At 39.4% G+C, this 25,865-nt stretch carries 19 protein-coding genes and 1 pseudogene; 9 read left to right on the forward strand and 11 right to left on the reverse strand.

Translation table 11 applies throughout. The features are described 5' to 3' along the window. Positions 1-530: 530 nt before the first annotated feature. The 6 genes from FHS60_RS10555 to mazG form a co-directional block, all read right to left on the reverse strand. Positions 531-791, reverse strand: coding sequence for an integrase core domain-containing protein (locus FHS60_RS10555; RefSeq protein WP_183698026.1), 261 nt, complete (start codon positions 789-791; stop codon positions 531-533). Then, the gene (locus FHS60_RS09605; protein ID WP_183697978.1) at positions 716-1,384 is read right to left on the reverse strand and encodes a DDE-type integrase/transposase/recombinase; all 669 of its coding nucleotides are present in this window, start codon (positions 1,382-1,384) and stop codon (positions 716-718) included. The genes FHS60_RS10555 and FHS60_RS09605 overlap by 76 nt, the downstream gene beginning before the upstream one ends. A gap of 38 nt (positions 1,385-1,422) precedes the next feature. Further along, positions 1,423-1,797 (reverse strand): transposase, encoded by a 375-nt coding sequence (locus FHS60_RS09610; RefSeq protein ID WP_183697980.1) that lies wholly within the window; start codon positions 1,795-1,797, stop codon positions 1,423-1,425. Positions 1,798-2,106: 309 nt separating this feature from the next. After that, complete coding sequence (locus FHS60_RS09615; protein ID WP_183697982.1) at positions 2,107-4,380, reverse strand: GumC family protein; 2,274 nt, start codon at positions 4,378-4,380, stop codon at positions 2,107-2,109. Positions 4,381-4,527: 147 nt separating this feature from the next. Beyond that, positions 4,528-6,531, reverse strand: coding sequence for a family 20 glycosylhydrolase (locus FHS60_RS09620; protein WP_183697984.1), 2,004 nt, complete (start codon positions 6,529-6,531; stop codon positions 4,528-4,530). A 130-nt stretch (positions 6,532-6,661) separates the two neighbouring features. Further along, a complete protein-coding gene (gene mazG / locus FHS60_RS09625) occupies positions 6,662-7,489 on the reverse strand; it encodes a nucleoside triphosphate pyrophosphohydrolase (RefSeq protein WP_009346673.1) in 828 nt (275 codons plus the stop codon). A gap of 160 nt (positions 7,490-7,649) precedes the next feature. Between mazG and FHS60_RS09630 the strand changes: the two genes are divergently transcribed. From FHS60_RS09630 to FHS60_RS09645, 4 genes are all read left to right on the forward strand, one after another. Then, on the forward strand, positions 7,650-8,564 hold the full coding sequence (locus FHS60_RS09630; RefSeq protein WP_183697986.1) for a ribonuclease Z: 915 nt from the start codon (positions 7,650-7,652) through the stop codon (positions 8,562-8,564). A 103-nt stretch (positions 8,565-8,667) separates the two neighbouring features. Beyond that, positions 8,668-10,650 (forward strand): fructose-bisphosphatase class III, encoded by a 1,983-nt coding sequence (locus FHS60_RS09635; RefSeq protein ID WP_009346671.1) that lies wholly within the window; start codon positions 8,668-8,670, stop codon positions 10,648-10,650. Then, positions 10,647-11,855: an L-serine ammonia-lyase, iron-sulfur-dependent, subunit alpha gene (locus FHS60_RS09640; RefSeq protein ID WP_009346670.1), complete on the forward strand. Its 1,209-nt coding sequence runs from the start codon at positions 10,647-10,649 to the stop codon at positions 11,853-11,855. Before FHS60_RS09635 ends, FHS60_RS09640 begins: the two co-directional genes overlap by 4 nt. 103 nt (positions 11,856-11,958) lie before the next feature. After that, positions 11,959-12,501 (forward strand): 30S ribosomal protein S16, encoded by a 543-nt coding sequence (locus FHS60_RS09645; protein WP_009346669.1) that lies wholly within the window; start codon positions 11,959-11,961, stop codon positions 12,499-12,501. A gap of 270 nt (positions 12,502-12,771) precedes the next feature. On the opposite strand, the pseudogene FHS60_RS09650 reads toward FHS60_RS09645, so the two are convergent. The 4 genes and pseudogenes from FHS60_RS09650 to lon all read right to left on the reverse strand — a co-directional run. Continuing rightward, a pseudogene (locus FHS60_RS09650) lies at positions 12,772-13,995 on the reverse strand (DEAD/DEAH box helicase); the annotation flags it as partial. 12 nt (positions 13,996-14,007) lie between these two features. Continuing rightward, positions 14,008-15,123: an LptF/LptG family permease gene (locus FHS60_RS09655; protein ID WP_183698028.1), complete on the reverse strand. Its 1,116-nt coding sequence runs from the start codon at positions 15,121-15,123 to the stop codon at positions 14,008-14,010. Positions 15,124-15,219: 96 nt separating this feature from the next. Beyond that, on the reverse strand, positions 15,220-16,377 hold the full coding sequence (gene tgt, locus FHS60_RS09660) for a tRNA guanosine(34) transglycosylase Tgt (RefSeq protein ID WP_183697990.1): 1,158 nt from the start codon (positions 16,375-16,377) through the stop codon (positions 15,220-15,222). Then, complete coding sequence (gene lon / locus FHS60_RS09665) at positions 16,364-18,829, reverse strand: endopeptidase La (RefSeq protein WP_183697992.1); 2,466 nt, start codon at positions 18,827-18,829, stop codon at positions 16,364-16,366. The genes tgt and lon overlap by 14 nt, the downstream gene beginning before the upstream one ends. 147 nt (positions 18,830-18,976) lie before the next feature. On the opposite strand from lon, the gene FHS60_RS09670 reads away from it, so the two are divergent. The 4 genes from FHS60_RS09670 to dnaB all read left to right on the forward strand — a co-directional run bounded on the left by FHS60_RS09670 (position 18,977) and on the right by dnaB (position 24,421). Then, a complete protein-coding gene (locus FHS60_RS09670; protein WP_183697994.1) occupies positions 18,977-19,675 on the forward strand; it encodes a tRNA1(Val) (adenine(37)-N6)-methyltransferase in 699 nt (232 codons plus the stop codon). 145 nt (positions 19,676-19,820) lie between these two features. Continuing rightward, the gene (locus FHS60_RS09675; protein WP_183697996.1) at positions 19,821-20,741 is read left to right on the forward strand and encodes a peptidoglycan DD-metalloendopeptidase family protein; all 921 of its coding nucleotides are present in this window, start codon (positions 19,821-19,823) and stop codon (positions 20,739-20,741) included. 650 nt (positions 20,742-21,391) lie between these two features. Further along, positions 21,392-22,825 carry a hypothetical protein gene (locus FHS60_RS09680; RefSeq protein WP_183697998.1) on the forward strand — a complete coding sequence of 478 codons (1,434 nt, stop codon included), beginning with the start codon at positions 21,392-21,394 and terminating at the stop codon, positions 22,823-22,825. Positions 22,826-22,948: 123 nt separating this feature from the next. Then, complete coding sequence (gene dnaB, locus FHS60_RS09685) at positions 22,949-24,421, forward strand: replicative DNA helicase (protein ID WP_420837966.1); 1,473 nt, start codon at positions 22,949-22,951, stop codon at positions 24,419-24,421. On the opposite strand, the gene FHS60_RS09690 is transcribed toward dnaB, so the two are convergent. Continuing rightward, complete coding sequence (locus FHS60_RS09690; protein WP_183698002.1) at positions 24,418-25,311, reverse strand: glycosyltransferase family 2 protein; 894 nt, start codon at positions 25,309-25,311, stop codon at positions 24,418-24,420. The two genes, dnaB and FHS60_RS09690, sit on opposite strands and share 4 nt — an antisense overlap. 196 nt (positions 25,312-25,507) lie before the next feature. Here FHS60_RS09690 and FHS60_RS09695 point away from each other — a divergent pair, with 196 nt between their 5' ends. Next, complete coding sequence (locus FHS60_RS09695; protein WP_009346659.1) at positions 25,508-25,711, forward strand: winged helix-turn-helix domain-containing protein; 204 nt, start codon at positions 25,508-25,510, stop codon at positions 25,709-25,711. Positions 25,712-25,865 lie beyond the last annotated feature (154 nt).

The following is a 25,865-nucleotide window of genomic DNA, read 5'->3' on the forward strand; positions in this document are numbered from 1 at the left end:
TGGCTTTACCTTTGTACTCAGTACGAGCATATGAGTAGTTCTTAACACCATATGCCTGATATAATAAGCTGTCGTTCATTTCTAATGAGGTTGGGCAACCACAAAGATAATGAATAGACAGCTTTTATTTTATAAGAAAAAAATAATACCAACGCAATTCGGGGATGAACCAGGTAATTTAGAAATACAATAATAGTATTTGTAGATTTCCTTATCGTATTTTGGGACGGAATAAGGATAAATTTCATTGTATTACTCATTTAGGTAGCCTTATTGCTCTGTCCTGAAAAAGGTTAACAGTTCTGTTTGTTAAAATATCTTTTGGTTGACAGCTCCTGAAGTTAAGTTTATGGGAGGTTGTCATTGTTATTCCTAAATCTGTTTTAGGTTGACACTTGCCTTATGGTGGCAAAGATAAGGATTTTTAATTTATTTGGCTTTCTATTTTATTTGCGATGGCTGCTAGAGGTATGAAAAACACCGAGGGGGTGCTGTCGGCAGGAGGCGAGTAGCCCCCGAGAGACATTGTGCTATGCTGCTTGTTCTAATAAGCGTTTCATTTCTTCGAGAGGTGTCCTCATTTCTAAACTTTGATGGGGGCGTACTCGATTGTATATATCAACGGCTTTTTGCACGAGTTGCTTTACTTCCTCGAAGCTCTTTTCTTGTGTTTCAAAGAGCCATCCGTTCTTTACGGTGTTGTTGATTCTCTCTGCTAGGGCATTTGTAGAGGGTCGCCTGTTTGAGTCATACTGGCTCTTATTCCGAGGTCTTTCAATAGCGCAATGTATTCATTGCAGCAATATTGAGTGCCTCGGTCGGAGTGATGGATGAGCCCTGTTAGGTTGACATGGTTGACTCTATAGAAGTCGATAGCTTTCTTCATGGCTTCTATGGGGCCGTCCTTGGATAAAGTGGGATGGAGCTGCCAACCTACTATGACTCTTGAGGCGGCATCTGTTACCAGTGAGAGGTATGCCCAACCTCTTTGAGTGGCAACATAGGTGATGTCGGCAACACAGAGTTGACCGAAATGGGTGGGCTTGAGTTTTGGGGTTGTATTAAGTAAGTCATCGAAAATGAAATAATTATGATTTGAAAAGGTTGTCCGAGGCCGTTTGCGGTAGCGCTGACACAGGCCGTTGGAACGGAAGAGATTGTAGCATTGGTCGCGACCAATGGAGAACTTAGATTGGAACTTGCGACGACACAGTTCATAGAGTTCGCGCATGCCTGCTTTGGGGAGGTCCTTGCGTAGCTCTGTGGCATATAGGACGATACTCGTTCCTAGGATTTCCTCTTCTTTTTCTTGATTTATATACTTGTAATAACCTTGTCTGCTTATGCCAAGATAATCGCAGAGAAAGGAGACATTACGCCGCACGAACGTATTCTCTTCCTAGCTCTGAGACAAAGTATTGATTACTTGGCATCGCGTTTTTTTCGGATGGGGATATTAAACATTTTCTCCGCTAAATCTATCATGGTGGAGTTGGCTAAACATCGCAATTCGGATTCAGAAAGAGCCTTCTTAAGGCGCTTAATCTCTGCCTCATAGGCTTTGCGCTCTTTAGAGAGTTGAGACTGGAGTTTATCGACAGTATTCGGGATTTTTGTTTCTTTCATAAGTCGTTCGATTGTAGAGAGATCAGGAGTGCCATATTGCTTGCAAATATAGCGGAAGGTGGTATAAGGAACTCCACGACTACGTGAAAAGTTTTTAGCGTCCATACCGCTCTGCAGGTAAGAACGCAACAACAGGACTTTCTCTGTTTCGCTGTACTTTAATCTTGACATAATCTTTTTTTGAGTTTATGAACTGTCAACTTATTTAGTACAGGACAAGAAGAATCTAGGTTGTCAATAAAAGTTGCGCTTAGAGGATGATGCTTTAAAAACTTTCTTACGTTAGAAAAAATATGATATATTTGAGTCCTGAGCGACGACGAAATTATGAATAATATTGAGAGTAATCCTTTTTCTGAATATAAGAGGTAAAAAACGATTCTCTAAATGCCTTATCTTGAACATTTAGAGAATCGTTTGGAAAAGAAACTGTATTTCTCACTGTGAGAGCTTGCTATGTTAGGGGGATCTATTAATCAATTATTCATCGCTAGTTTGTCCGTAATGTCCATAATTACCATAGCTATAACCACCATATCCGTACGAGTAACCGTAGCGATAGCTTCCGTATTTACCGCTAATATAGTTAGCGCCATTAAGGATAATAGCCATATTATTATAGCTGCTCTCCTTGTATAGTTTCTCAATTTCTGGAACGAGACGGCGATCCATAACACCAACGCGGATAACAAAAAGAGTTGCATCACAATGGGGCTTTATAATAGATGTATCGGCAACAATCTCAATAGGTGGGCAGTCGAGATATATGTAGTCGTACTTCTCTCTTACTTCTTTCATGAGTGCTGTCAATCGACTAGACTGTAGAAGCTCTGTGGGGTTAGGAGGTACTATGCCTGATGGTAAAATATCGACATTCTCACCAAAAGCATTTTTGACGATCAGTTCATCTATATTGTCTGTGATGCCACTAAGATATGCACTAACTCCATTCTTTGTTCGTTGTGGAAGCATTTGAGACAAGGAACAACGGCGAATATCCATATCTACGACAAGAACACGATGATGATTGAGTGAAATGGTTTTAGCAAGATTAGCTGTAATAAAGGTTTTACCAGAACCTTGATTGAAACTCGTTACCATAATTACTTGTGGCTTCTTATTTGTTACACCATCTGCTTTGTTTGTGATGGCTCCCAAGAAGTAGTGTAATTTTGTTCTTACAATACGGAATGATTCGTTTACCATATTGCGATTGCCTTGCTTAATGACAATTTCACGTTGCTTGTGTTGTGTCTTTTGCCACCAGTGGTTGCGAATGTCCAAGTTGGGAATCTCACCAATAAAAGGAATGTTGAGGAAGTCAATATCTTTGCGTCCACGGACTGTTTGATTTAGGTATTCGCGTAGCCATAGGAGGAAGCCTGGAACAACAAAACCAATAAATAAAGCTATTAACAGAATGCGGCTTCTCTGAGGAGATGTGGGGGCATCGCTACCAAAGGGGGGTTGGATAATACGAGTATTCCATGCCGTGTAAGTTTTTGAGAGCTCATTTTCTTCGCGTTTTTGCAGCAGATAGATGTAAAGGCTTTGCTTTACATCCTGCTGACGCTTAACGCTTTGCAGGTCTTTTTCGAGTTTAGGATTGAGTGCAATCTTATTGTTAGTTTCTGCTTCGGATCGTTGATAGTTTGCGATCTGTGACTTTATCTGTGCTATTGTATTTTGAACAGAGCGAAGAATGGCTGTCTTCAGTTGCATCAATTTTACATCGCTCTTTTTCACTTCTGAATTTTGCTCGTTACTGTTAGCTGCAATATCATTGCGTGCCAGGAGCAATGTATTGTATGCCTCGATTTGAGACTCTATATTTGCGTTGCCTACAGTATTAAGAGGAAGTAATTGCTGCTTGGAACTATTGTTTCGTAGTGACTGTTCTAGGAACTGCGTCATACTGAGCTGATTCTGTAATTCGAGCGAACGCTTATAGTTATCATTAGACTGAGACATATACATAGAGGTAGAAGCCTGCACATCAGGGGTGAGGTTGCGGCTTCGGATGCTGGCAATGTCGGAATCAACGTCACCAAGTTCTTTTGTTAGATTGCTAAGACGCTCGTTGATGAATTCACTTGTTGATTCAGCCATCCGGTTTTTATCCTTCACCCAGTTGTCATTATAAACACTGATAAGAGAACGAAGAATATCTTCGGCTCTTTCAGGGTTTTCATCATTTAGTGAAAGATCAATAATTGATGATTCTTCATCAGTCTGACCTACAGATAATCTGCTAGAATACATTGTCCCAACAGACTTTACATTATACTTATGTACTGTAATTTCTTCTCCAATCCATTTGTTGGAAAAGGATGGAGTAAGATCGATTTGTAAAGCACCATAAGGACTCTTGAACGTAATCCCAATAGGGGCTGTAAAGTCGTTTTCATGACTGAAATCGTAGAGTCTTACATGGGTCTTATCTACAATTTTAAGTTTGAAAGTAAAGGTTTGTTGTTCTGGTAAGTCTTTAAATTGTAGTGTTACAGGAGCATCATTATAAAGAGGACGCTCACGCAAGCGTTGAGGAACAGTCATCTGCAAATCCAAGTGAAGGCGTCTCACTGCCTCTACCATATTTTCAGATGCACTAATTGTTTGGATTTCATTTCGAATATTAGTATTGGTTACCCCAATTCCTAAATTTTGGAAATCCTTAACAGTGGAGTAGTTTGTGGATTTTTCATCTTTTACTAATAAAGAGGTCGCTCGGGTATAAATGGGAGGAGTCGTCATAATTTTATATACAGCGACACTTAAACTCACAAGAACGGCAAATATAAACCAATACCAGTGAGATAGGAAAAGTAGACTTAACTCTTCAAGTTTTATTCCGCCTTTATTTTCTTGTCTGATTTCTTCCAATTCTTCAGCTTGCATATTCTATTTTTTTTGTGTTACAGATATTACGAGGTTACTTACGTTGCTCTTAAAATTTCCAGTCTTTTGGCACGGGAAGAAAAGTGTACGTTGATAGTATAGCGCATTCTTTTCAATGGGGGCATACACAGTAGGAGTGAATTCGGCACCAGGCATAACGTTGAGCTTATTCTCTGGGTATATAGCCCAAACTTTTTGTGCACCAAGAGTCTCCTTGTGGTTACCATCAATATATAATTGCGTTTCTCGATTTGTCATGATAATACGGATGTTCACTTTTCCTTGTGTAGGTAAGCGATAGTTAAAGCAATTGAGATACCCATCACGTGCGAAGCCTAATTTTCCTTGTTCTGGATCTGCCAAGTAGAAAACTGAGTTATTGCTCTGAGTGAGTATAGTTCCATTATTTTCTTTACAACAATCAATATCAAAAGAAACAGTGTTGCCATATCCTGCTTCAATCACAGGCAAAATTAATGACGAATTTGGATAAATACTGCAGAGTTTTAAAGTGTCCTCGGGCAAACGTCCTAATTCATTAACCCCAGGTGCCTCAGATAGTTTTGTACGTAAAGAATCAAACGTAGCATACGACAGGGTAGTCTTTTGACCAGTCCAGCATTTCACAGAAAGGGTTTGCAATGCAGGATAAAGACGATCGTGAATGTCCTTTGTCGAAATACCATTACCATAATGGTCATTCCAAATAGCAAACATGCCTCCTCTAATGGCTGGATCTTGTTCTTCGAATTTCTTATTACCTATTTGGGCAGGAGTCCAATTATTGTACAAGAATGGGCAATTAAGATAATCATAATAATATCCAGCAGCAGGTACAATATATACATATCCATCAGGAATAGAAACTAGTTCATAGCCTTGTTTTTTCATTTCTGTTGGATTTGCATAGCCATTATACCAAATGTTCATTAAGACGCCTTTGCTTCTAACCTCAGTTTCTCCGTTTGCGTGGGTGAGAGCTCCCCATAGCATTGGCTGTTTTCCATATTTCTCAATAAGGGCTAGATAATGATCCGTAAAGGCTCGGAATTTCTCTACAACCTTTTTGTCTGAATTATTATATTCATCTGTTCCTATATTTATACGTGGGCCTCGAAATACTGGATCTTTTCCCTCGAGGTATTCTTTGTAGAGCGCATCAAGGAAAGTGTACGTTTTAGGATTAAAAAGGTCTAGGTGATCTTTACCATAATTTTCTGAAGCAATTTCAGGGCAATAATGAGTAAAAGCTAACGCATGTGCAGGGGCATCGATTTCAGGAATAATTTCTACATGATGTTCTTCTGCAAGCTTCTGCAAATCGCGAAACTCCTGTTTTGTGTAGCTTCCATCTTTTGCTGTAAGACCTGGATATGTGTCACATTCAAGTCGAAAGGCGGCTGGGGTTTTATCCCAGTCGTTTTCGAAATATTGGCGAAACCCATTATCATTAAGATGAATTTGAAGTGTATTCATCTTATAGTAGGACATGATTTTTACTAAATTTCGTAAATAATCGATAGGCATAAACTTGCGGGCTACATCAATCATTAGTCCACGCAATTTATATTGTGGAATATCGCGAGCTGTACCCTTCTTTAGTAGTCCATCTTGATTTATCATTTGAAGAAGAGTTTGTGTTCCCCAAAAGACACCCGTATTTGAGTTAGCTAATACGCAGATGTTGTTGCCGATATTTAATTTATATCCTTCATTCCCTAATGTTCTATCGTTAATAATCTCAAGGATAATATCTCCTTCTTTTTTTTTATCTTTGGCTAGTAGAAGTTTTTTGCCTGTTAGTAAGTTGTATTGTTCTACTAGCTGTTTAGCCGTTGAAGTGAGTTGACTAGACCGTATAATAACTCTGCCGCTTAGTTTGGAGATCCCTTGGCTAGCGGTCCATTCAGTTAATTCTGGTATAATAAAAGGTTTTACGCTTGATTGCGCTTTTGAGATTGTTGCAAAAAGCAATATTCCTATTATTAAGGCTAAAAGTCTTTTCATGTAAAGAGATTTTGCATTTAATATATGTGGGCAAAAATACGAACTTATTGCCAAATAGCAAAGTTTATGCAAGTTAAGGAGAGAGTCTTTAAGCTGAAAAAATGTAATGTTACATAGTGAGGTGGACTTTTTATGCTTGTTGTTTGTTGTAGGATTTATGCTGCCCTTTGCGTTTTGCCTCTTCCCAAATTTCGTTCATCTGACTAAGAGTAAGATCTTTTAGTTGAATGCCTTTTTTTAAGGTTTGTTCTTCTAGATAATTAAACCTTTGTGTGAATTTTTGGTTTGTGCACTCTAGTGCATTATCTGGGTTGATATGATAAAGGCGTGCGGCGTTTATAAAGCTAAATAAAATGTCGCCAAATTCTTGTGTTGCTTTTTCTATATCTTGCTTTTCTATCTCTGCTTCAAACTCCTGGATTTCTTCTTTTACTTTATCCCAAACTTGTGAGCGTTCTTCCCAATCAAAGCCTACTCCACGTGCTTTATCTTGAATCCTATAAGCTTTTATGAGCGAGGGCAGTGCTTCTGGAATACCACCTAAAACTGTTTTATTTCCATCTTTTTCCATAGTTTTTAGTTGCTCCCACTGTTTAGTAACCCCTTCTACCGTACTCACTTCTATTTTCTCTTCTCCTTGAGGAGGGAAAACATGAGGATGACGGAATATGAGCTTATCACAAAGTTGGTTGCAAACATCTGCTATGTCGAAGTTTCCATCTTCGCTCCCAATTTTAGCATAAAAGACAATGTGAAGAAGTACATCTCCAAGTTCTTTACAAATGTTTTTGCTGTCTCTATGTAAAAGAGCATCACACAATTCATATGTTTCTTCAATGGTATTAGAGCGCAAACTTTCGTACGTTTGTTTGTGATCCCAAGGACACTTTTCTCTAAGTGTATCCATTACATCAAGAAGGCGTCCAAAAGCTTCTAATTTTTCTTCTTTGCTGTGCATTTTATATAATCTTTTGTTTGCAAAATTATAATTTTCTTCTGTAATAAACAGGTTAACTCAGGTGTGTCATTGTTTACAAACTTGTATTGTTTCTATGAATTTCTTTTCTTTATACAAATATTCCGGCTAAATTCGCGCTCTATTAAGGAAGAGAAAACGAATGGAAAAATTTGAAATTCATATATTGGGATGTGGAAGTGCTTTGCCTACATTGAGACATCATCCAAGTTCTCAAGTGATAAACTTGCGAGAAAAATTATTTATGATTGATTGTGGCGAAGGAACACAAATTCAGTTTAGGAAAACTCGTTTAAAATTCTCTCATCTTAATACGATTTTTATTTCTCATACTCATGGAGACCATTGTCTTGGACTTATTGGGCTTATCCAGACCTTTTCAATGTTGGGACGCACAGCTCCTATCCATATATATGGACCACAAGATTTGAAAGATTTTTTACAGCCACTTTTAGAATTCTATAAAAAGAGTATAGGCTTTCCTGTGAATATTCACTGTGTGAACTCTAGGATAATGGATTTGGTTTATGAGGATAGGAGTGTAGAAGTGTATACGATTCCTTTGTCTCATAGGGCGTTATGTTGTGGCTATCTTTTCAGAGAAAAACGAGTCCTGCCGCATATCCGTAGAGAGATGATCAATTTTTATGGAATTCCTAATTATGCAATTAATAGTATAAAAGAAGGAGCGGATTGGATTCTACCTAATGGTGAATGTATTTCCAATTCGAGCCTAACTTTTCCTGGAGAAGCTCCTAGAAGCTATGCTTATTGTTCTGACACGTGCTACCTTCCTAAATTAGCTGAGGTGATTACAGGAATAGATCTATTATATCATGAGGCAACTTTTTGTGAAGAAAATGCTGCACGTGCTCAAGAAGTGATGCACACCACAGCACGCCAAGCTGCTATGCTAGCTAAGTCTGCAAAAGTTGGAAAGTTGATGCTTGGGCATTTCTCTGCTCGATATGAAAATGAATCTACTCTATTAAAAGAAGCTCAGCAAGTTTTCCCACAGACAATATTGGCGAATGAGGGCTTGGTTGTTAATGTCTAATGTTATTCACTTGGGTACTTATGCTTTCAAGAATTTCAATAGCTCTCCGTATTATCTATTGAAAGAAAAATACTTATTTTTGCATAAAGAATAAGATATAATTATGACACATCCCAATTTAAAAAGTGTATTAGATAGTGAGCGTTACTTGCGTTTACTAGCACGAGATTTTCCGACTATATCAAGTGTTACTACAGAAATTATAAACCTAGAAGCTATATTACATCTGCCAAAGCCTACAGAACATTTTATGGCAGATCTTCATGGGGAAAATGAGGCATTCCAACATGTTCTTCGCAATGCTTCTGGTAATATTAAAAGAAAGGTACAAGAGTTGTTTTCTAATTCTTTAAGAGATAAGGATATGACGGACTTGTGTACTTTAATTTATTATCCTGAACAGAAACTGGAATTAGTAAAGCAGACAGATAAGAATATAAAAGATTATTACCAGACAACGCTAAACCAACTGATAGCTGTATGCCGTCGAGTTTCATCGAAGTATACACGTTCAAAAGTGCGAAAGAGTTTACCTTCAGAATTTACATATATAATAGAAGAACTCTTGCATGAATCAACAGAAGATCATAATAAGGAGGCGTATGTAAATGTCATTATTCAAACGATTATTGGCACTAAACGGGCCGACCAATTTATTATAGCTCTTTGTTATCTTATTCAGCGTATGGCTGTAGATCAATTGCATTTATTGGGTGATATTTTTGATAGAGGTCCAGGTGCCCATCTAATTTTAAACACTTTAGAAAATTACCACCATTGGGATATACAATGGGGGAATCATGATATCCTATGGATGGGAGCTGCAGCTGGAAATCCAGTCTGTGTTGCCAGTGTACTACGTTTATCCTTACGCTATGCAAACATGCAAACGCTAGAAGAAGGCTATGCTATAAATCTTTTGCCACTTTCTACCTTTGCAATGGAAACTTATTCTGAGGATCCTTGTGAGATTTTCATTCCTAAATTAGAGGATACAGGAAGGAATTTGAGTGAAAAAGAAATCCACCTGTTAGCTCAGATGCATAAAGCAATTGCGATTATTCAATTTAAACTTGAAGGTCAGCTTTATGAGAAGTATCCCGAGTGGGAAATGAAAGACCGTGGAGTTCTAGCGGGGATTCATGATAAAAAAGTCTCTCTTTATGGTAAGGACTATGGTTTGTTAGATTCTTTTTTTCCAACGCTGGATGAATTAAATCCTTTTATGCTTACAGAAGAAGAGAGTTGGGTTGTTGAACGCCTCGTTCATAGTTTTGTTATTAGCGATAAACTCCAGCGTCATGTTCAATGTCTTTTGTCGCATGGCTCTATGTGGGGAGTATACAATTCTAATCTACTATTTCATGCTTCAGTACCACTTAATTCTGATGGTTCTTTACGAAAAGTAAAAGTATGTGAGAATGAGGTTGGTGGGCAAGAATTGATGACTCTTGTTGAACAAGAAATTCGTGCAGCATTTGATGATGGTCTTGATGCTGCAGAACGGCAACAAGCCTGTGATTATTTTTGGTATTTATGGTGTGGCCCTAATAGCCCACTATTTGATAAGTCGAAGATGGCTACTTTTGAGCGTTATTTTGTTGCTGAAAAAGAAACACATGAAGAAGAGAAAGGCTTTTATTATCATCTTCGAGAACAAGCAGATGTTTGTGACAATCTGATGGATGCTTTTGGTGTAATAGGAAAGCATCGACATATTATCAACGGGCATGTTCCTGTGAAAGTTGGTTCTGGAGAAAATCCAATTAAGGCAGAAGGTCGTTTGATGGTAATAGATGGTGGATTTGCTAAGGCCTACCATCATACAACAGGAATTGCTGGTTACACTCTTGTGTATCACAGTCGTGGTTTCCAATTAGTTCAACATGCTCCATTTAAGAGCACTGAAGATGCTATAGCTAATGGTACAGACATCAAGAGTACCATGCAAATTGTTGAAATGATGGGACATCGCGAAATGGTAAGTGATACAGACAAAGGAGAAGAACTAAGAGGACAGATTGTTGATCTTGAGAAATTGCTGATCGCTTACAGAAGAGGTATTATCAAAGAAAAAGAATTATGAAAAGTCTAAGAGAACTCTTTAGAATAGGGCAGGGACCTTCTTCTTCGCACACAATGGGACCAAGATTTGCGGCTGAAAAGTATTTAGCTCTGCATCCAGAAGCACAAAGATTTCGTGTTACTTTATATGGTTCACTTGCGGCAACAGGGCGCGGTCATTTAACAGATTATGCTATTCAACAAGTTTTTGGAGAAACTTGTGAAATTATTTGGCGAGCTGATATTATGCCAAAGTTTCATCCAAACGGAATGATGTTTGAATGTGCTGGTGCTTTGGCAGAATATGGTGATCCTTGGACTGTTTATAGTATTGGAGGTGGAGCTTTAGCTGAAGAAGGAAGCGAAGCTTTAGAAACTCCTGATGTTTACGACCTCAACCATCTTAGTGATATAAAGCAATGGTGTGAGCAACGAGGAAAATCTTATTGGGAATATGTAGAACATTGTGAGGGGCCGCAGATTTGGAGTTATCTCGATAGAGTCTGGAAAACAATGGAAGCATCTGTTGAGAGAGGTTTAGTTCATGAAGGTGTACTTCCTGGTGTATTAAATTTACGTCGTAAGGCTCCCGATTATTTTATTAAAGCGATGGGGTATGGAACTAGTTTGCAAACACGCGGTCTTGTCTTTGCTTATGCTTTGGCGGTGAGTGAGGAAAATGCAAGTGGTGGAGAGATCGTTACTGCTCCCACTTGTGGTAGTTGTGGTGTGGTTCCTGCAGTTTTGTATCATATTGCTAAATCTCGTAAGTTTCCAGAGCAGCGAATTCTCCATGCCTTAGCCATCGCTGGATTAGTTGGTAATGTGGCAAAAAGCTTAGCAAGTATTAGTGGAGCAGAATGTGGATGTCAAGCAGAAGTGGGAGTCGCCTGTGCTATGGCTGCCGCTGCTGCTAACTATATTTTCGGTGGTAGCCTTGCTAGTATAGAATATAGCGCAGAAATGGGATTGGAGCATCATTTAGGGATGACCTGTGATCCTATATGTGGGTTAGTGCAGATACCTTGTATAGAGAGGAATGCTCATGCTGCAGCAAGAGCATTAGATGCTAATATATATTCTACTTTTGCAGAAGGTCTTCATCGTATTAGTTATGACAAATGTGTCGAAGTGATGAAAGAAACCGGTCATGATCTTCCTTCTGTTTATCGAGAAACAAGTGAAGGTGGGCTTGCAAAAGGATATAGTCGTGGTATGGGAAGTTAAAATGTTTTGCATAACTATTGTAGTATAAGAAAAAAGAAGTAACTTTGCGGCCGCTATTACGAGTTAATGGCATACAATTCAAACTAATAAAATTTAATTAAAAATGGCAACAAGAATTAGATTGCAGCGTCACGGCCGTAAAGGTTATGCTTTTTATAGCATCGTAGCTGCAGACGTAAGAGCACCACGTGATGGTAAGTTTATCGAAAAGATTGGTACTTTCAATCCTAATACCAATCCTGCCACGGTAGATTTGAATTTTGAACGTGCTCTTCATTGGATTGAGTGTGGTGCACAACCCACAGATACCGTTCGCCACATTCTCAGTGCAGAAGGTGTTATGTTGATGAAGCATCTCAATGGTGGTGTACGCAAGGGGGCTTTTGATGAAGCAGCTGCAAAAGCTAAGTTTGAGGCTTGGAAGGACGCTAAGGCGAAGAAGGCTGAAGCTGATAATGTCAAGACCGCTGCTGAGAAGAAAGCTGCTGCTGCAGCACGCTTAGAAGCTGAAAAAAAGGTGAAAGAGAAAATTGCTGAAAAAGTAGCTGATAAGAAGGCTGCTGAAGCAGCTGCTAAGGCAGAGGCAGCAGTTGAATCTGTTGAAGAAACAGTAGTTGAAGTAACTGAAGCTCCTGCAGACGCATAAAATAAAAAATAATACTACAAGCAGCCCTCTTTGAGGGCTGCTTGTTCATAAGATCTTATATTCCTTGAAAAAAATATTTTCTGATATTCAGTGAATTAATTTGTACACTCTTAATAAATCTGCAAGTGTTTTTTTCTTTACGGTAAGAAACTTGCATTTTATGGTTTATTCCCAAATTGCGTTGGTATTATTCTTGAGTCCCATTATCAATGTAGGACAGTATCGTTTCTAGTGCAATTTCCTTATTATTTCTTCATCTGTAGTATTGGACTTTTGGTTGCATCTACTCTTATTTCTTTTTCTATTATGAGTATTGCGCCCTTTTCCTCTTTGTTTTTCTGGATCCTTAAGTCCTTCAGGTAGAGGTGTTCGTGCTAGTTTTTCCTTCAGTAATTTTTCAATATTATGGAGAGCAAAGAGGTCTTTTTCTCCAACAAGTGTCACTGCAATGCCGTTGCGGCCAGCACGGGCGGTTCGGCCAATGCGATGAACGTAATCCTCAGCATCGCGCGGAGCATCATAGTTAATAACCATTTGTATGTCGTTAATGTCAATGCCACGTGCCACAATATCTGTTGCAACAAGTATGTCTGTGTGACCTGCCTTAAATTTCAACATCACTTCATCGCGTTGCTGTTGGAGCAAATCAGAATGCATTGCTTCGCAATTAAAGTGAGCACGTTTTAGGAGAATATGGAGTTCTTTTACTTTTTGTTTGGATGAACAAAAGATGATGACGCGTTCCGGTTTACACTGCTTGAAAAGATGACGGATAATCGTATTCTTATCCGTTTCCCTACATACATAAATGCTCTGTTGGATTTTCTCTGCGGGTTTACTAACTGCAAGTCTGATTTCTTCCGGATTGTGCATAATGCTACGAGCAAATTTGTCGATAGTATCTGGCATGGTGGCGGAGAAAAGGATTGTTTGTCGCTTTTCTGGTAGCTGTTTTACGATTTTTAGAATATCGTCTGAAAATCCCATATCCAACATACGATCAGCTTCATCGAGGATAAGATGAGTTGTATGACTCAAGTCAAGATTCCCCAAATCAAGATGAGTGAGGAGGCGTCCAGGTGTGGCGATGACTATATCTGCGCCCTGTTTGAGGCTGCGTTTTTCTTGTTCGAAGCGCACTCCATCATTGCCACCGTAAACGGCGATACCGTTAACACTGACATAGTATCCAAATCCCTGCAAGGCTTGATCAATTTGTTGTGCTAATTCCCGCGTGGGAGCCATGATAAGACAATTAATGGCTTCCGCGGGATGGGGCTCTCTTTTCAGCAGTGTCAAAATAGGTAGTAAATAGGCCGCAGTTTTACCCGTGCCTGTTTGTGCTATACCAATGATATCTTTTCCCTCCAAAATTGTTGGAATACAACGGGCTTGAACGGGCGTACATTTTTCAAATCTCATGTCATAGAGGGCATCTAGAACATCATCAGAGAGAGCTAAATCCTCAAAATAAATATCTTCGTTTTCTTTCATATAATCATAAATTTATTGTGGAGTGCGTTTGTATAAAACAAAAGCAATAATGGCAAAAATAATGTTAGGCATCCATACACTTAGCATAGGCGACATATTTGCGTTAATAGCAAAGGTTGCACTCACCGTTTGAAAAAGGATGTATCCGAAGCTAAGAGCAAGCCCTACACCAATACTTGTTCCCATGCCGTTCTTTCTTTTCTCCGTGGAAAGAGATACGCCTATCAATGTGAGGATAAATGCGGCAAAAGGCATAGCAAATCGTTTATGATATTCCACTTCAAAGGTGCTAATACCTGCTGCACCGCGCAACTTTTGTTTATCAATAAATTCGCTCAGTTCAGGCAAGGTCATAGTTTCTTGCTGATTGCGTACGAAAAAAAAGTCACGAGGCTCCATCATGATGGTACTATCTAATTTGTCTCCTCGTTCCACTTTTTCGCACATACCGCGCAGCGTACGTTTTTCGTACATTCGTAGTGTCCAACTATAACGTTTATCTGCCAGCGTATCGTATTCAATGGTTTGTGCAGTAAGGCGAGATACGAGTTTTTTACCAGAAATCTTATCTAGTGAGAAGCCATAACCACTTTTTGTTTGGTTGTCGAAGTGTGTAATATAAGCAAAAACTCCCGTATCTACCTGCATTTGTATGTTGTCAATACTTGTAACGTCTTTCTTTTTGATGTAATGATTCTCAAAATTCACACGCGCAACATTGCCACGTGGAATAATATAAGCTCCCAAAAAGAAAGTGGTGACAGCAATGAGAGTTGCAGAAATCATATAGGGGCGAAGCAAGCGTTTAAAGCTCATACCCGTAGATTTCATAGCTATTATTTCAGAGTTGCCTGCTAGCTTTGTCGTGAAAAGTATAATAGCAATGAAGACAAATAATGGGCTGAAAAGATTGGAGAAGTAGGGGATGAAGTTGGCATAATAGTCGAAGATTATTTTATTCCAACTTGCATGACTTGAAGAAATCTTGTCAATCTTTTCGTTATAGTCGAAGATTACAGCAATGGTAATAATGATGGCTATCAAGAAGATATAGGTGGAGAGAAACTGCCACATGATGTATCTATCAATGCGCAGAAATCCTATCTTTATGAGCAAATTACCGAACATCTCCTTGAGAGAAGACTTCCTTTTGGCGGTCTTCTCTTTCTTATCTCTTCTCCATTTGAAGTGTGGAAATGTTATCTTCTTCATCTTATTACGAAATTATAAGCGGCGGCTTAATTTCTCAACCATCATTTTTTTCCATGTAGAGAAGTCATTTGCAAGAATATGCTTGCGAGCTTCTCGTACAAGCCAGAGATAGAATGCCAAATTATGGATACTACCAATCTGCATAGCAAGTAACTCTTTAGCCTTGTACAAGTGATGGAGATATGCTTTGGTATAAGCTAAGTCGACGAAGCTTGTACCATTGGGATCAACAGGAGAGAAGTCTTTAGCCCATTTAGCATTACGCATATTTATAATACCTTCTGAAGTGAAGAGCATAGCGTTGCGACCATTGCGCGTAGGCATTACACAGTCGAACATATCTACACCGCGTTCGATGCCTTCCAAGATATTGACGGGAGTCCCAACACCCATCAAGTAGCGTGGTTTGGCTTGTGGTAAGATATCATTGACAACTTCTATCATTTCATACATCATGTCCGTAGGTTCGCCCACAGCAAGTCCGCCAATAGCATATCCCTCTGCATCTAAGTCTGTTACAAAGTGCGCACTTTCTTGTCGTAGATCTTTATAAATACAGCCTTGAACAATAGGGAAGAGTGCCTGATGATAGCCGTACTTAGGTTGAGTACTATTGAATTGAGTTACGCAGCGTTTCAACCAATTATGCGTGAGTGTTAAGCTTTTTCGTGCATAAGCATAGTCTGCTGTTCCTGGCGGGCATTCATCGAAAGCCATCATGATATCTGCACCTATTGTTCGCTCTATATCCATCACTCGCTCAGGAGAGAAGAAATGCTTTGAGCCGTCAATATGAGAGCGGAATTCGCAGCCATCTTCAGTGAGTTTTCGGATTCCTGTGAGTGAAAACACTTGGAATCCTCCACTGTCTGTAAGCATAGGGCGGTCAAAGCCATTAAACTTATGCAATCCTCCTGCAGCTTCTAAGACTTCAAGCCCAGGGCGCAAATAGAGGTGATAAGTATTTCCCAAGATGATTTGTGCATTGATATCGTCCTTTATCTCCCTCAGGTGTACAGCTTTAACACTACCCACTGTTCCGACAGGCATAAAGATTGGAGTTTCAATAGTTCCGTGGTCAGTTTCAATGCGTCCAGCTCTAGCTGCAGAGTTGGTATCAGAATGTTGAAGGGTGAAGAATCCTCCAGCTCGCTTATCAGTGATGGTCATTATCTTCTTTTATGTCAAGGTTGATAGCGTCGTCTACTTTTTCTTTGAGAAGAGCAATGTCAAGAACTTCAAACACATTCTCAACAAAGTGGAATGTCAATCCATCAATATATTTTTGATTGATTTCCTCAATATCTTTTCTATTTTCCACACTCATGATGATATCTTTAATGCCAGCCCGCTTAGCAGCAAGAATCTTTTCTTTAATTCCACCAACGGGAAGAACGCGGCCACGCAATGTGATCTCACCCGTCATGGCCGTATTCGCGCGTACCTTTCGCTGGGTTAGAGCAGAAGCTAAAGAAGTGGCAATTGTGATACCTGCGGAAGGACCATCCTTTGGTGTTGCTCCTTCTGGTACGTGTACGTGGATGCTCCAATGGTCAAAGATATTACTGTCCAACTTGAGCTTTTCTGCATGAGCTTTAATGTATTCTAGTGCTAAAACAGCACTTTCTTTCATTACGTCACCCAGGTTTCCTGTCAGTGTAAGTTTGGGAGCTTTAGAGTGGCTTATACTTGTTTCTATGAATAGAATTTCTCCCCCCACACTTGTCCATGCCAAACCTGTAACTACTCCTGCGTATTTATTACCTTGGTATTTATCGCGGTTGAATAATGGTTTGCCTAGTAACTGCTCTATATTGGCAACATCAATACCTATGTCCTTAAATTTATTAGACTCTTCTATCTCAGTGAGGTAAGCCATCTTGCGATAAATTTTGTCTAATTGCTTCTCAAGTTGACGCACTCCACTTTCTCGGGTATAATTCTCAATGAGAAACTCGAAGGCTTTGGGCTTAAATTTAACCTTCAGTGGAGAGTCTGCATTTATTTTCAGTTCTTCTTCTATTTTCGGAATTAAGTGGCGTTTAGCAATCTGTATTTTCTCCTCTGTTAGGTATCCCTCCACCTCTATAATTTCCATGCGGTCAAGTAAGGGGGCAGGAATATTCTGAAGAGAGTTAGCTGTTGCAATAAAGAAAATATTGGAAAGATCATAATCTACATCCAAGAAATTATCATGGAAAGCTTTATTCTGTTCTGGGTCGAGAACTTCAAGTAAAGCGCTTTGCGGATCACCATTAAAATTGCGATCACTTACCTTATCAATTTCGTCAAGGATAAATACGGGATTGTCTGTAGCTGCTTTTTGTATGCTTTTGATAATACGCCCAGGCATTGCACCTAAATATGTTCTGCGATGTCCACGGATTTCTGCTTCATCGTGTACACCTCCCAAGCTGATACGTACGTATTGCCGGCCTAGCGCGTCAGCGATAGATTTTCCCAAAGAAGTTTTACCCACTCCTGGAGGGCCATACAGACACAGGATGGGAGCTTTCATGTCGTTGCGGAACTTCAAAACAGCCAAATGCTCCAAGATGCGTTCCTTGACCTTCTCCATTCCGTAGTGATTGCGATTCAGAACTTTCTCTGCATGTTTGATGTTGAGATTATCTTCCGTTTGTATTCCCCAGGGTAAGCTCACAAGTGTTTGTGCATAGTTGAGTTCTATGTTATAATCTGGGCTCTGGGGAGGAATACGTTGTAATTTCTTCAGTTCTTTATCGAAGATTTCACGTACTTTCGGTGGCAGATCGAGGAAACCGGCCTTATTTATTAAGTCTGTAACGTCTTCATTTTGTTCATCGCCCAATTCGCTCTGAATATTCTTAATCTGTTGTTGGAGGAAAAAATCGCGCTGTTGCTTATCTAGTTCCTCACGTGTTTGATTTTGAATATTTTGTTTGAGAATAGCAAACTGAAGTTCACGATTGAGTATAGAGAGCAATTTATAACCTCGCTGGCATTGGTCGTTTTCGTTTAAGAGTGTTGCTTTTTCATCTAGTTCAAAGGGTAAGTTCGTACATATAAAATTGAGAAGAAATACAGGATGGCCGATATTTCTAATAGCGAAAGCAGCCTCTTCTGGATATGCTTCAGAGATATGGACAAAGCGAATAGTCGTGTCTTTGCAAGCATCAGCCAATGCTCTGTATTCTTTATCATCCTTACTAGGTAAAATGTCCTCCAACTTCTCAACGTGTGCACGAATATAGGGCTTTTGGCGAGTCTCGTCTCCCAAACGGATACGACCAAAGCTCTGCAAGATTGCAGACTTGTTGCCGTTGGGAAGTTCTATGACGCGCATTACCTTTGCTACAACAGCAATGGGGTAGAGGTCAGAAACATGAGGTGTTTCAACACTTGCATCACGTTGGCAGCCAACAGCAATGACAGTACCTTTTTTTTCGGCTTGCTCTATGAGGCGAAGAGACGATTCTCGTCCAACAGTAACTGGAGCAACTACGCCGGGGAAAAGCATCAAGTTACGCAGTGGCAAGACAGGTAGAATCTCATCAAAAGGTGTTGCAAACAACTGCGCAATATCTCCCTCGAAATCAGCAATGAGAGAGAATGGATTAGCGGAAATATCTTTTTCGTTCATGATAAATCTTTCGACAATGAGAGAATAGAAAAATAAAAGATCCCAAAATGGAGAGCAAAGATAGCTTAAACGCCTCGAAGCACCAAAGGGCAATAAAAGATTGTCGTTGTTTCATACTATTTTTAGCACTTTTAAGTTTATAATGGTATGACAGATTACTTTGAGTTCAAACAATTCAAAATATACCATGATCGTTGTGCGATGAAAGTGGGAACAGATGGGGTGCTTCTTGGAGCTTGGGCGGAAGTTTCTGAATCCAGCCGAATTCTTGACATAGGTTGTGGCTCTGGACTTGTCACCATTATGGCAGCTCAGCGTTCTCAAGCAAATGTATATGGTGTTGAAATAGAGAGGAATGCAGCAGTACAAGCTATAGGAAATGCAGCGAGATCACCATGGGGGAGGCGTATCCATATTGTGTGCGAAGATATTTGTAATTTCCAAGATTCCACAGGCTTTGATACTATATTGGTTAATCCCCCTTTTTTTGAAGAAGAGCTTCTTCCACCCGATGCTGCACGATCCAGTGCGCGTCATACTGCTAGCTTGAGTTTCGCCAGTTTATTACAACAAGTTGCCCGACTTTTACGTGATACAGGACGCTTGTATGCTATCATTCCTACTGCTGCTCGTGAAAGTTTTATGCTGGAAGCTGTTGCTAGAGGTTTCTTTCTTTATCATTTAACCCACGTGGTTACTCGTCCTCTTAAAGCACCCAAGCGTTTGTTGTGTGGTTTTTCAAGAATTGACACTGCCTTCACAGAAGATACTTTACTATTGATGGATGAAAACGGGCGTCGATCTGAACAGTATCAGCAACTTACAAAAGATTTCTATATACGCTGAAAAAAATCTTTATTTGCGATCTAGATATGACTAATTTAACTAAATTTTTGAATATACTTATTGTCAGTATTCTATAAAGTCGTAACTTTGTGACCAATACATATAATAAGAAGCCTTTTTGCTTCCCCAATTGTAACACGAACGAATGAATTTTTCAGCACTTCGAAAACTTGGCTTAGGTGTTTTTTTCTTAGGATGTACGCTTTCGGCTACTGCCCAAGATATGATATCTATGCAAGCCCCTATCGATAGAAAAGTACGCTCTGTTGATTCTTTAGCACTCAATCGACTAATTCAGCGCGAGAGCGTGGAAAAACCTTCGGGCGACCTTTATTCAAGTTGGAACACCACGCGCACTCATTGTTATAGCCAAGATCAGATTCCAGAAACTTATCGTATTGATTTACGTAATTTTGCAATGCCGACCGACAGCCGACGCATTACAAGTAGAGTCGGCTATCGATCTTCATTTCGTCGCTATCATAAAGGTCTAGATATAAAGGTCTATATTGGCGATACCATCCGATCTGCATTTGATGGCCGAGTGCGCATCGTTGATTATGAGGGAGGTGGATATGGAAACTATATTGTTATTCGCCATAACAATGGATTGGAAACAATCTATGCGCATCTCTCCAAGCATCTGGTATCTGTTAATACTTATGTGAAGGCTGGCGAACCCATAGGTTTAGGAGGTAATACTGGACTCTCTTCAGGAAGTCATCTTCATTTTGAATGTCGTCTGTTAGGTGCTGTTATAAATCCTGAATTACTCTTTGATTTCCCTAACCAAGACGTGACGGGGGACTATTTTGTATTCCACAAGAATGGTAATCCAAATATGTTTACTGGAGTTGCCTCAATAGCTAGTAAAAAGAAAACAGAGATGGCTGCTCAGACAGAGCCTATGCCTGAAGTTGCTCCTTCTCGCTACCACAAGGTAGCCGTTGGAGAAAACTTAACTTCTATTGCTCGTAAGTTAGAAATTTCGCTTGATGCCTTGTGTAAAGCAAATCATATTTCTGTCACAAGCCATATTCGACCAGGACAAATTTTGAGATATTAAGAAGCTGTCGTTTGTACGCTTTATTTTATATACGGCCTAATGGGTATATATTCTCTTGATATTCCCATTAGTTTTTTTCTTTTCTTCTTTTGGTTCTAATCTTTTGCTAGTAAGATTATGATTCTTATTTTATTTCGCAGCAAAGTATTACGAAAATTAAAGTATTTCTATCTCTCTTATGTTTATTGAGAATCAAGAAAAAAGTTTTCAAATGTCTTTTCTTATAAGTCTTTTATAGATTCGGTATTTTTATCCTTGTTCTTTTTGAAAATTGAATAAGGATATCAGCTGACATCTTTATTGCATTTAAAAATCCCCTTATTTTATTTTCCCTTTGTATAGGAGAAAATACTTCCTTAGTTAGAATCATAATATTTCAAATTTGCGTTACTTCATTCGAGGGTAGAAACTTCAATCTTCAGCTATTCTGGAGAGCATAGATTGGATATAGATTGAGAAATAAAAAGGTGCTTAGCGTCTCTTTATCTTGTATTCTCTGCCTTTTGTTATGCGTGAAAAATAATTTCGACTAATTCTTTTTTATTTATGGTAGCATAAATATTTGAAGCATCTCAATGTTTTTCTGAATAATAATTATTATTATCGGAGTTTCTATGTAATAATTGGTAATGATCTTCGTTATCTTTATTATGAGCAAGTTTTTCTACATTTTTGCATTACTATTTGTTGCTATCGGCTGCGTAGATGATGATCAATATATTATTTCTAATAGTGCATCTCTACGTTTCAATAGAGACACTCTTTCGCTTGACACGATATTGGCAGGATTTCCCACTCAAACGGATACTTTCAAGGTATATAATCCCAACAATAAATCAATCCGTCTTACTCGAGCGTGGTTAGAGAGAGGAGCTAGTTCCCCTTTCCGTGTCAACATTGATGGCGAGATGCTGGCCAATGGTGTCGGAATCGATTTTGAGATCGCGAAGAAGGATAGTATGTTTGTTTTTTTCTTTCTCAATACTCCAGAAATCAATAAGGATATTCCTGAGCTAGTACAGGACCGTCTCTTTTTCCAAACGGAAGGGGGAAAAGTGCAGAATGTAGTGTTGCGAGCATACGCACAAGGAGTCTATCGCCTGAAAGGGCTCACCATTTCGTCGGATACAACCTTTACGGCAAATCGTCCTTATCAGATTTTTGATAGTTTGGTAGTAGAACAAGGAGCTACACTGAAATTGCTTGCAGGTGCACGCCTTTATTTCCATCCAGGTGCAAGTCTTATCGTGAGAGGAAAATTACAATCGGAAGGTAGTGCACAACAAAACGTGGTATTGCGTGGCGACCGTTTGGGGAATATGCTCAGCGGCATCCCTTATGATCGCATCCCCAATCAATGGGGTGGTGTTTATTTTGCTGCTGAAAGCTATGAGAATAGTTTGATGTATACAGACATACATAGTGGACAATACGGCATTCGTTGTGATAGCTCGGATGTCTCGCAAACTAAACTGACAATGAATGGCTGCATTGTTCATAACGTTGCTCGTGATGGACTTTCCTTGAAGTCTAACAAAGCGATTGTTATCAATAGTCAGTTGACCAATGCTGGTGGTGATTGTGTGAGTATCAAAGGGGGAGATGTTCAATTTATTCATTGTACCATAGCTCAGTTCTATCCTTTAGTAGGCGGCGATGGAGTGGCTCTACGTTTCTCGAATTATGATGGTAGCTATAGTCTTCCTCTGACAACGTTGAATGTCTTCAATACAATAGTGACTGGACGGAATAAAGACGATGTGCAGGGTTTGCAACAGGAAAAGGAGAGTAATATAGCTTTTAATTATTTGTTTAGAAACTGCTTGTTGAATACCGAGAAAGTTGCTGATGAGCGTTTCTTGAATTGCTTTTGGGAAGAAGATAATCCGAAAGATTTTTCTAACTCGAAAAACTTTATTCCCGTCTTTAATTACGACAAATTGATCTTTACTTTTCAGCTAGATAATTTGTCTCAAGCAGTAGGGCACGCAGACATTGGGATAAGCAATAATTACCCTACAGATCGTATGGGGCGTTCTCGTTTGCAGGATAATGCGCCCGAGATTGGTTGCTATGAGCGGTAGTGATAATCTTCATAGCTTTAGCTCTCGTAGTGTAGAAATAGTATTACTTTTGCACCTAAAATATAAGTAGAGACTATGCCCGTAACAAATACTACTCGTCGTTCGCGAAAGGCTCAGAATGTTATGCCAATACAAGATGACCTAGGTCGTCTGCAACCGCAAGAACCGAAGTTTGAACAAGCTATTTTGGGTGCTTTGATGATTGAGAAAGAAGCCTTTTTTCGTGTTTCTGACATCCTTCGCCCCACATCTTTCTATGAGCACCGCCACCAACTGATTTATACTGCCATTCAGCAGCTTTACCACGACGAGCGCCCTGTTGATATACTCACAGTTACAGAGCAGCTCAATAGGGAGGGCAAGTTAGAGGAGATAGGTGGGCCTTTCTATATCACTCAGTTGAGTGGTATGGTGGCAAGTAGTGCGCACATAGAGTATCACGCGCGAATTGTTGCTCAAAAAGCCCTTGCGCGCGAATTGATTACTTATACATCAGGGATACAGTCGAAAGCTTTTGATGCAACAACCAATGTTGACGACCTGATGCAGGAGGCAGAGGGAAAACTTTTTGAACTTTCACAATCTAATGTCAAAAAGGATTATACCAGTATTGAGCCTGTTATTAGAGATGCTATAGAGCAACTGAAGGCTGCGGCTGCACGAAAGGATGGTTTGAGTGGTATTCCTTCGGGCTATCACGAGCTAGATAGGATGACTGCCGGTTGGCAAAGGACTGACTTGATTATCTTAGCAGCACGTCCTGCTATGGGTAAGACAGCTTTCGCCTTGAGTATGGCCCGCAATATAGCGATTGACCAAAAGATCCCTATGGCTTTCTTTTCGTTGGAAATGTCCAACGTTCAGCTTGTAAATCGTCTTATAGCGAATGTCTGTGAGATACCTAGTGAAGAAATTCGTAATGGTCAGTTGAAAGAATACGAATGGCCGCAGCTAGACTCTAAGATACGTTTGATGGATGGTGCAGAACTGTATATTGACGATACGCCCAACCTTTCGGTTTTCGAACTCCGAACGAAGGCGCGTCGCTTAGTAAGAGAACATGGTATAAAGATGCTTATGATTGACTACTTGCAATTGATGAATGCGAGTGGCATGTCTTACAATTCTCGACAAGAAGAGGTAAGTACCATTAGTCGTTCGTTGAAAGGATTGGCGAAAGAGTTGAATATTCCTATTATTGCTTTGAGTCAGTTGAATCGTGGTGTTGAAGGACGTGAGGGAATCGAAGGAAAGCGCCCTCAATTGAGTGATTTGCGTGAGTCGGGAGCCATAGAGCAGGATGCCGATATGGTTCTCTTTATTCATCGTCCAGAGTATTACCATATCTTTGCTGATGAGCATGGACGCAATCTCAAAGGTATGGCACAAATCATTATTGCAAAGCATCGTAATGGTTCGGTCGGTGATGTGACGCTACGTTTCAAAGGAAAATATGTGCGTTTTGAGAATCCTGAAGACGACCAGGCTATACCTTTACCTGGAGAAGAAGTAAATATCATTTCTTCGAAGATGAATCAATCTCTCCCGCAAGGATTTGATGATATGCCACCAGCTCCTAATGAGGTTCCGTTCTAAAGTTGGGAATAATAAAGTAACTTATACGTATTGAGAAGGAATACTTTTGGACGAGAGCCTAAAAGATTCCTTCTTATTTTTTTACTAAGAAGTCGGAATAAAAGGCGTAAGAGCCATGTCGTATGTAATCTTTCACAGATTGAATGATATCTTGAGGTTCCTGCTCGTAGCTGCATGGGCATTCCTAAATGTTTTAATGTTCTTAGTGAGGCTTCTGTCTTTTTTAGAAAATCCAAACTGCTGTCTATTCCTGCATGAATGAGCGGGTTATCAATGTGGAGTATATTACATTTCTCTTTTTCTAGAGTAATACCGAGAAGTGCATCTTCATATCCGTATTCTTTGCAACGCTCATCGAAAGGAAATCTCTCAAGAATATCCTTTTTGAATAATGCATTGAAGGTTGTGAATGCATCATAGGGATGACTGTTTCTGTATTGAGCCGAGCGACGTTTTTGTGCATTGTATTCATACGCATAGCGTAGTTCATGCTTCCTTCGTGGGTTGCCTTGTGGATTTTGTAGTGACCCACAAATCACATCTGCTTCGTGCCTATGTGTCCAATAAGTTCGGATAAAGTCTGGAGTGCAAACTTCAGCATCGTCGTCAATGAGAATAACCCATTTGTACTGGGCCATTCCAACTAGAATATTGCGATTGCGTGCTCTTCCCGTATTTTTCTGTTGATGAATAAGCGTGCAGGAAGATATGTTTTCTAACTTTTTTCTCAAAGTTCTATAATGTTCTTCAGTGGAACAGTCATCACTCACGACAATTTCATACATAAAATCCGTTGGTAGCTCTTTGTGCAACTCTTGGCATTGTGTGCTTAAGTTGTCAATTAACTTAGAGCAATCGTATTCAAATGTAGGAATAAGTATAGAAAACATTTTATTGAGGAATACTTGCTAGATACAGATTACAAAAATAGTAAATCACAATGAAATATATGAATTATTTTATAGAAAGTATGTAAGATCTCATGGCAAACTGTTAATGATGTAAATATTACATTGAGAAAAGATTATCTTTGTCGCAAGGAAATAAAACAAAATATCTCCATTAAAAATCATTAAATTCAAGTTTATGTTTCAAGAAAAAGCTGGCGAATTAGCTGGAAAAATTTGGGAAGCTCTTAATGTAAATGGAGAGCTTTCAGGCAAAGATTTGAAGAAAGCAACAAAAGTGCGTGCCGACAAAGACCTCTATTTGGGTTTGGGCTGGTTACTTCGTGAAGACAAAGTCGTAGTAACTGAAGAAGATAAGGACATCACTGTTGTTTTGAAGTAAGTAAACGATAAAGCTAATATTTATTAGTCTTTATTGAACATAGCATTTTAAAGCTATGCCATCTTTTCCAGGTGACATAGCTTTTTTAGCACTGTAGATAAGCTGCTCTTTATAAAACTTCTTTTTTTGAACTCTTCTTGATTTCTTTGCTCTC

The sequence above is a fragment of the Alloprevotella rava genome, assembly GCF_014195585.1.
Taxonomy (GTDB): Bacteria; Bacteroidota; Bacteroidia; order Bacteroidales; family Bacteroidaceae; genus Alloprevotella; species Alloprevotella rava.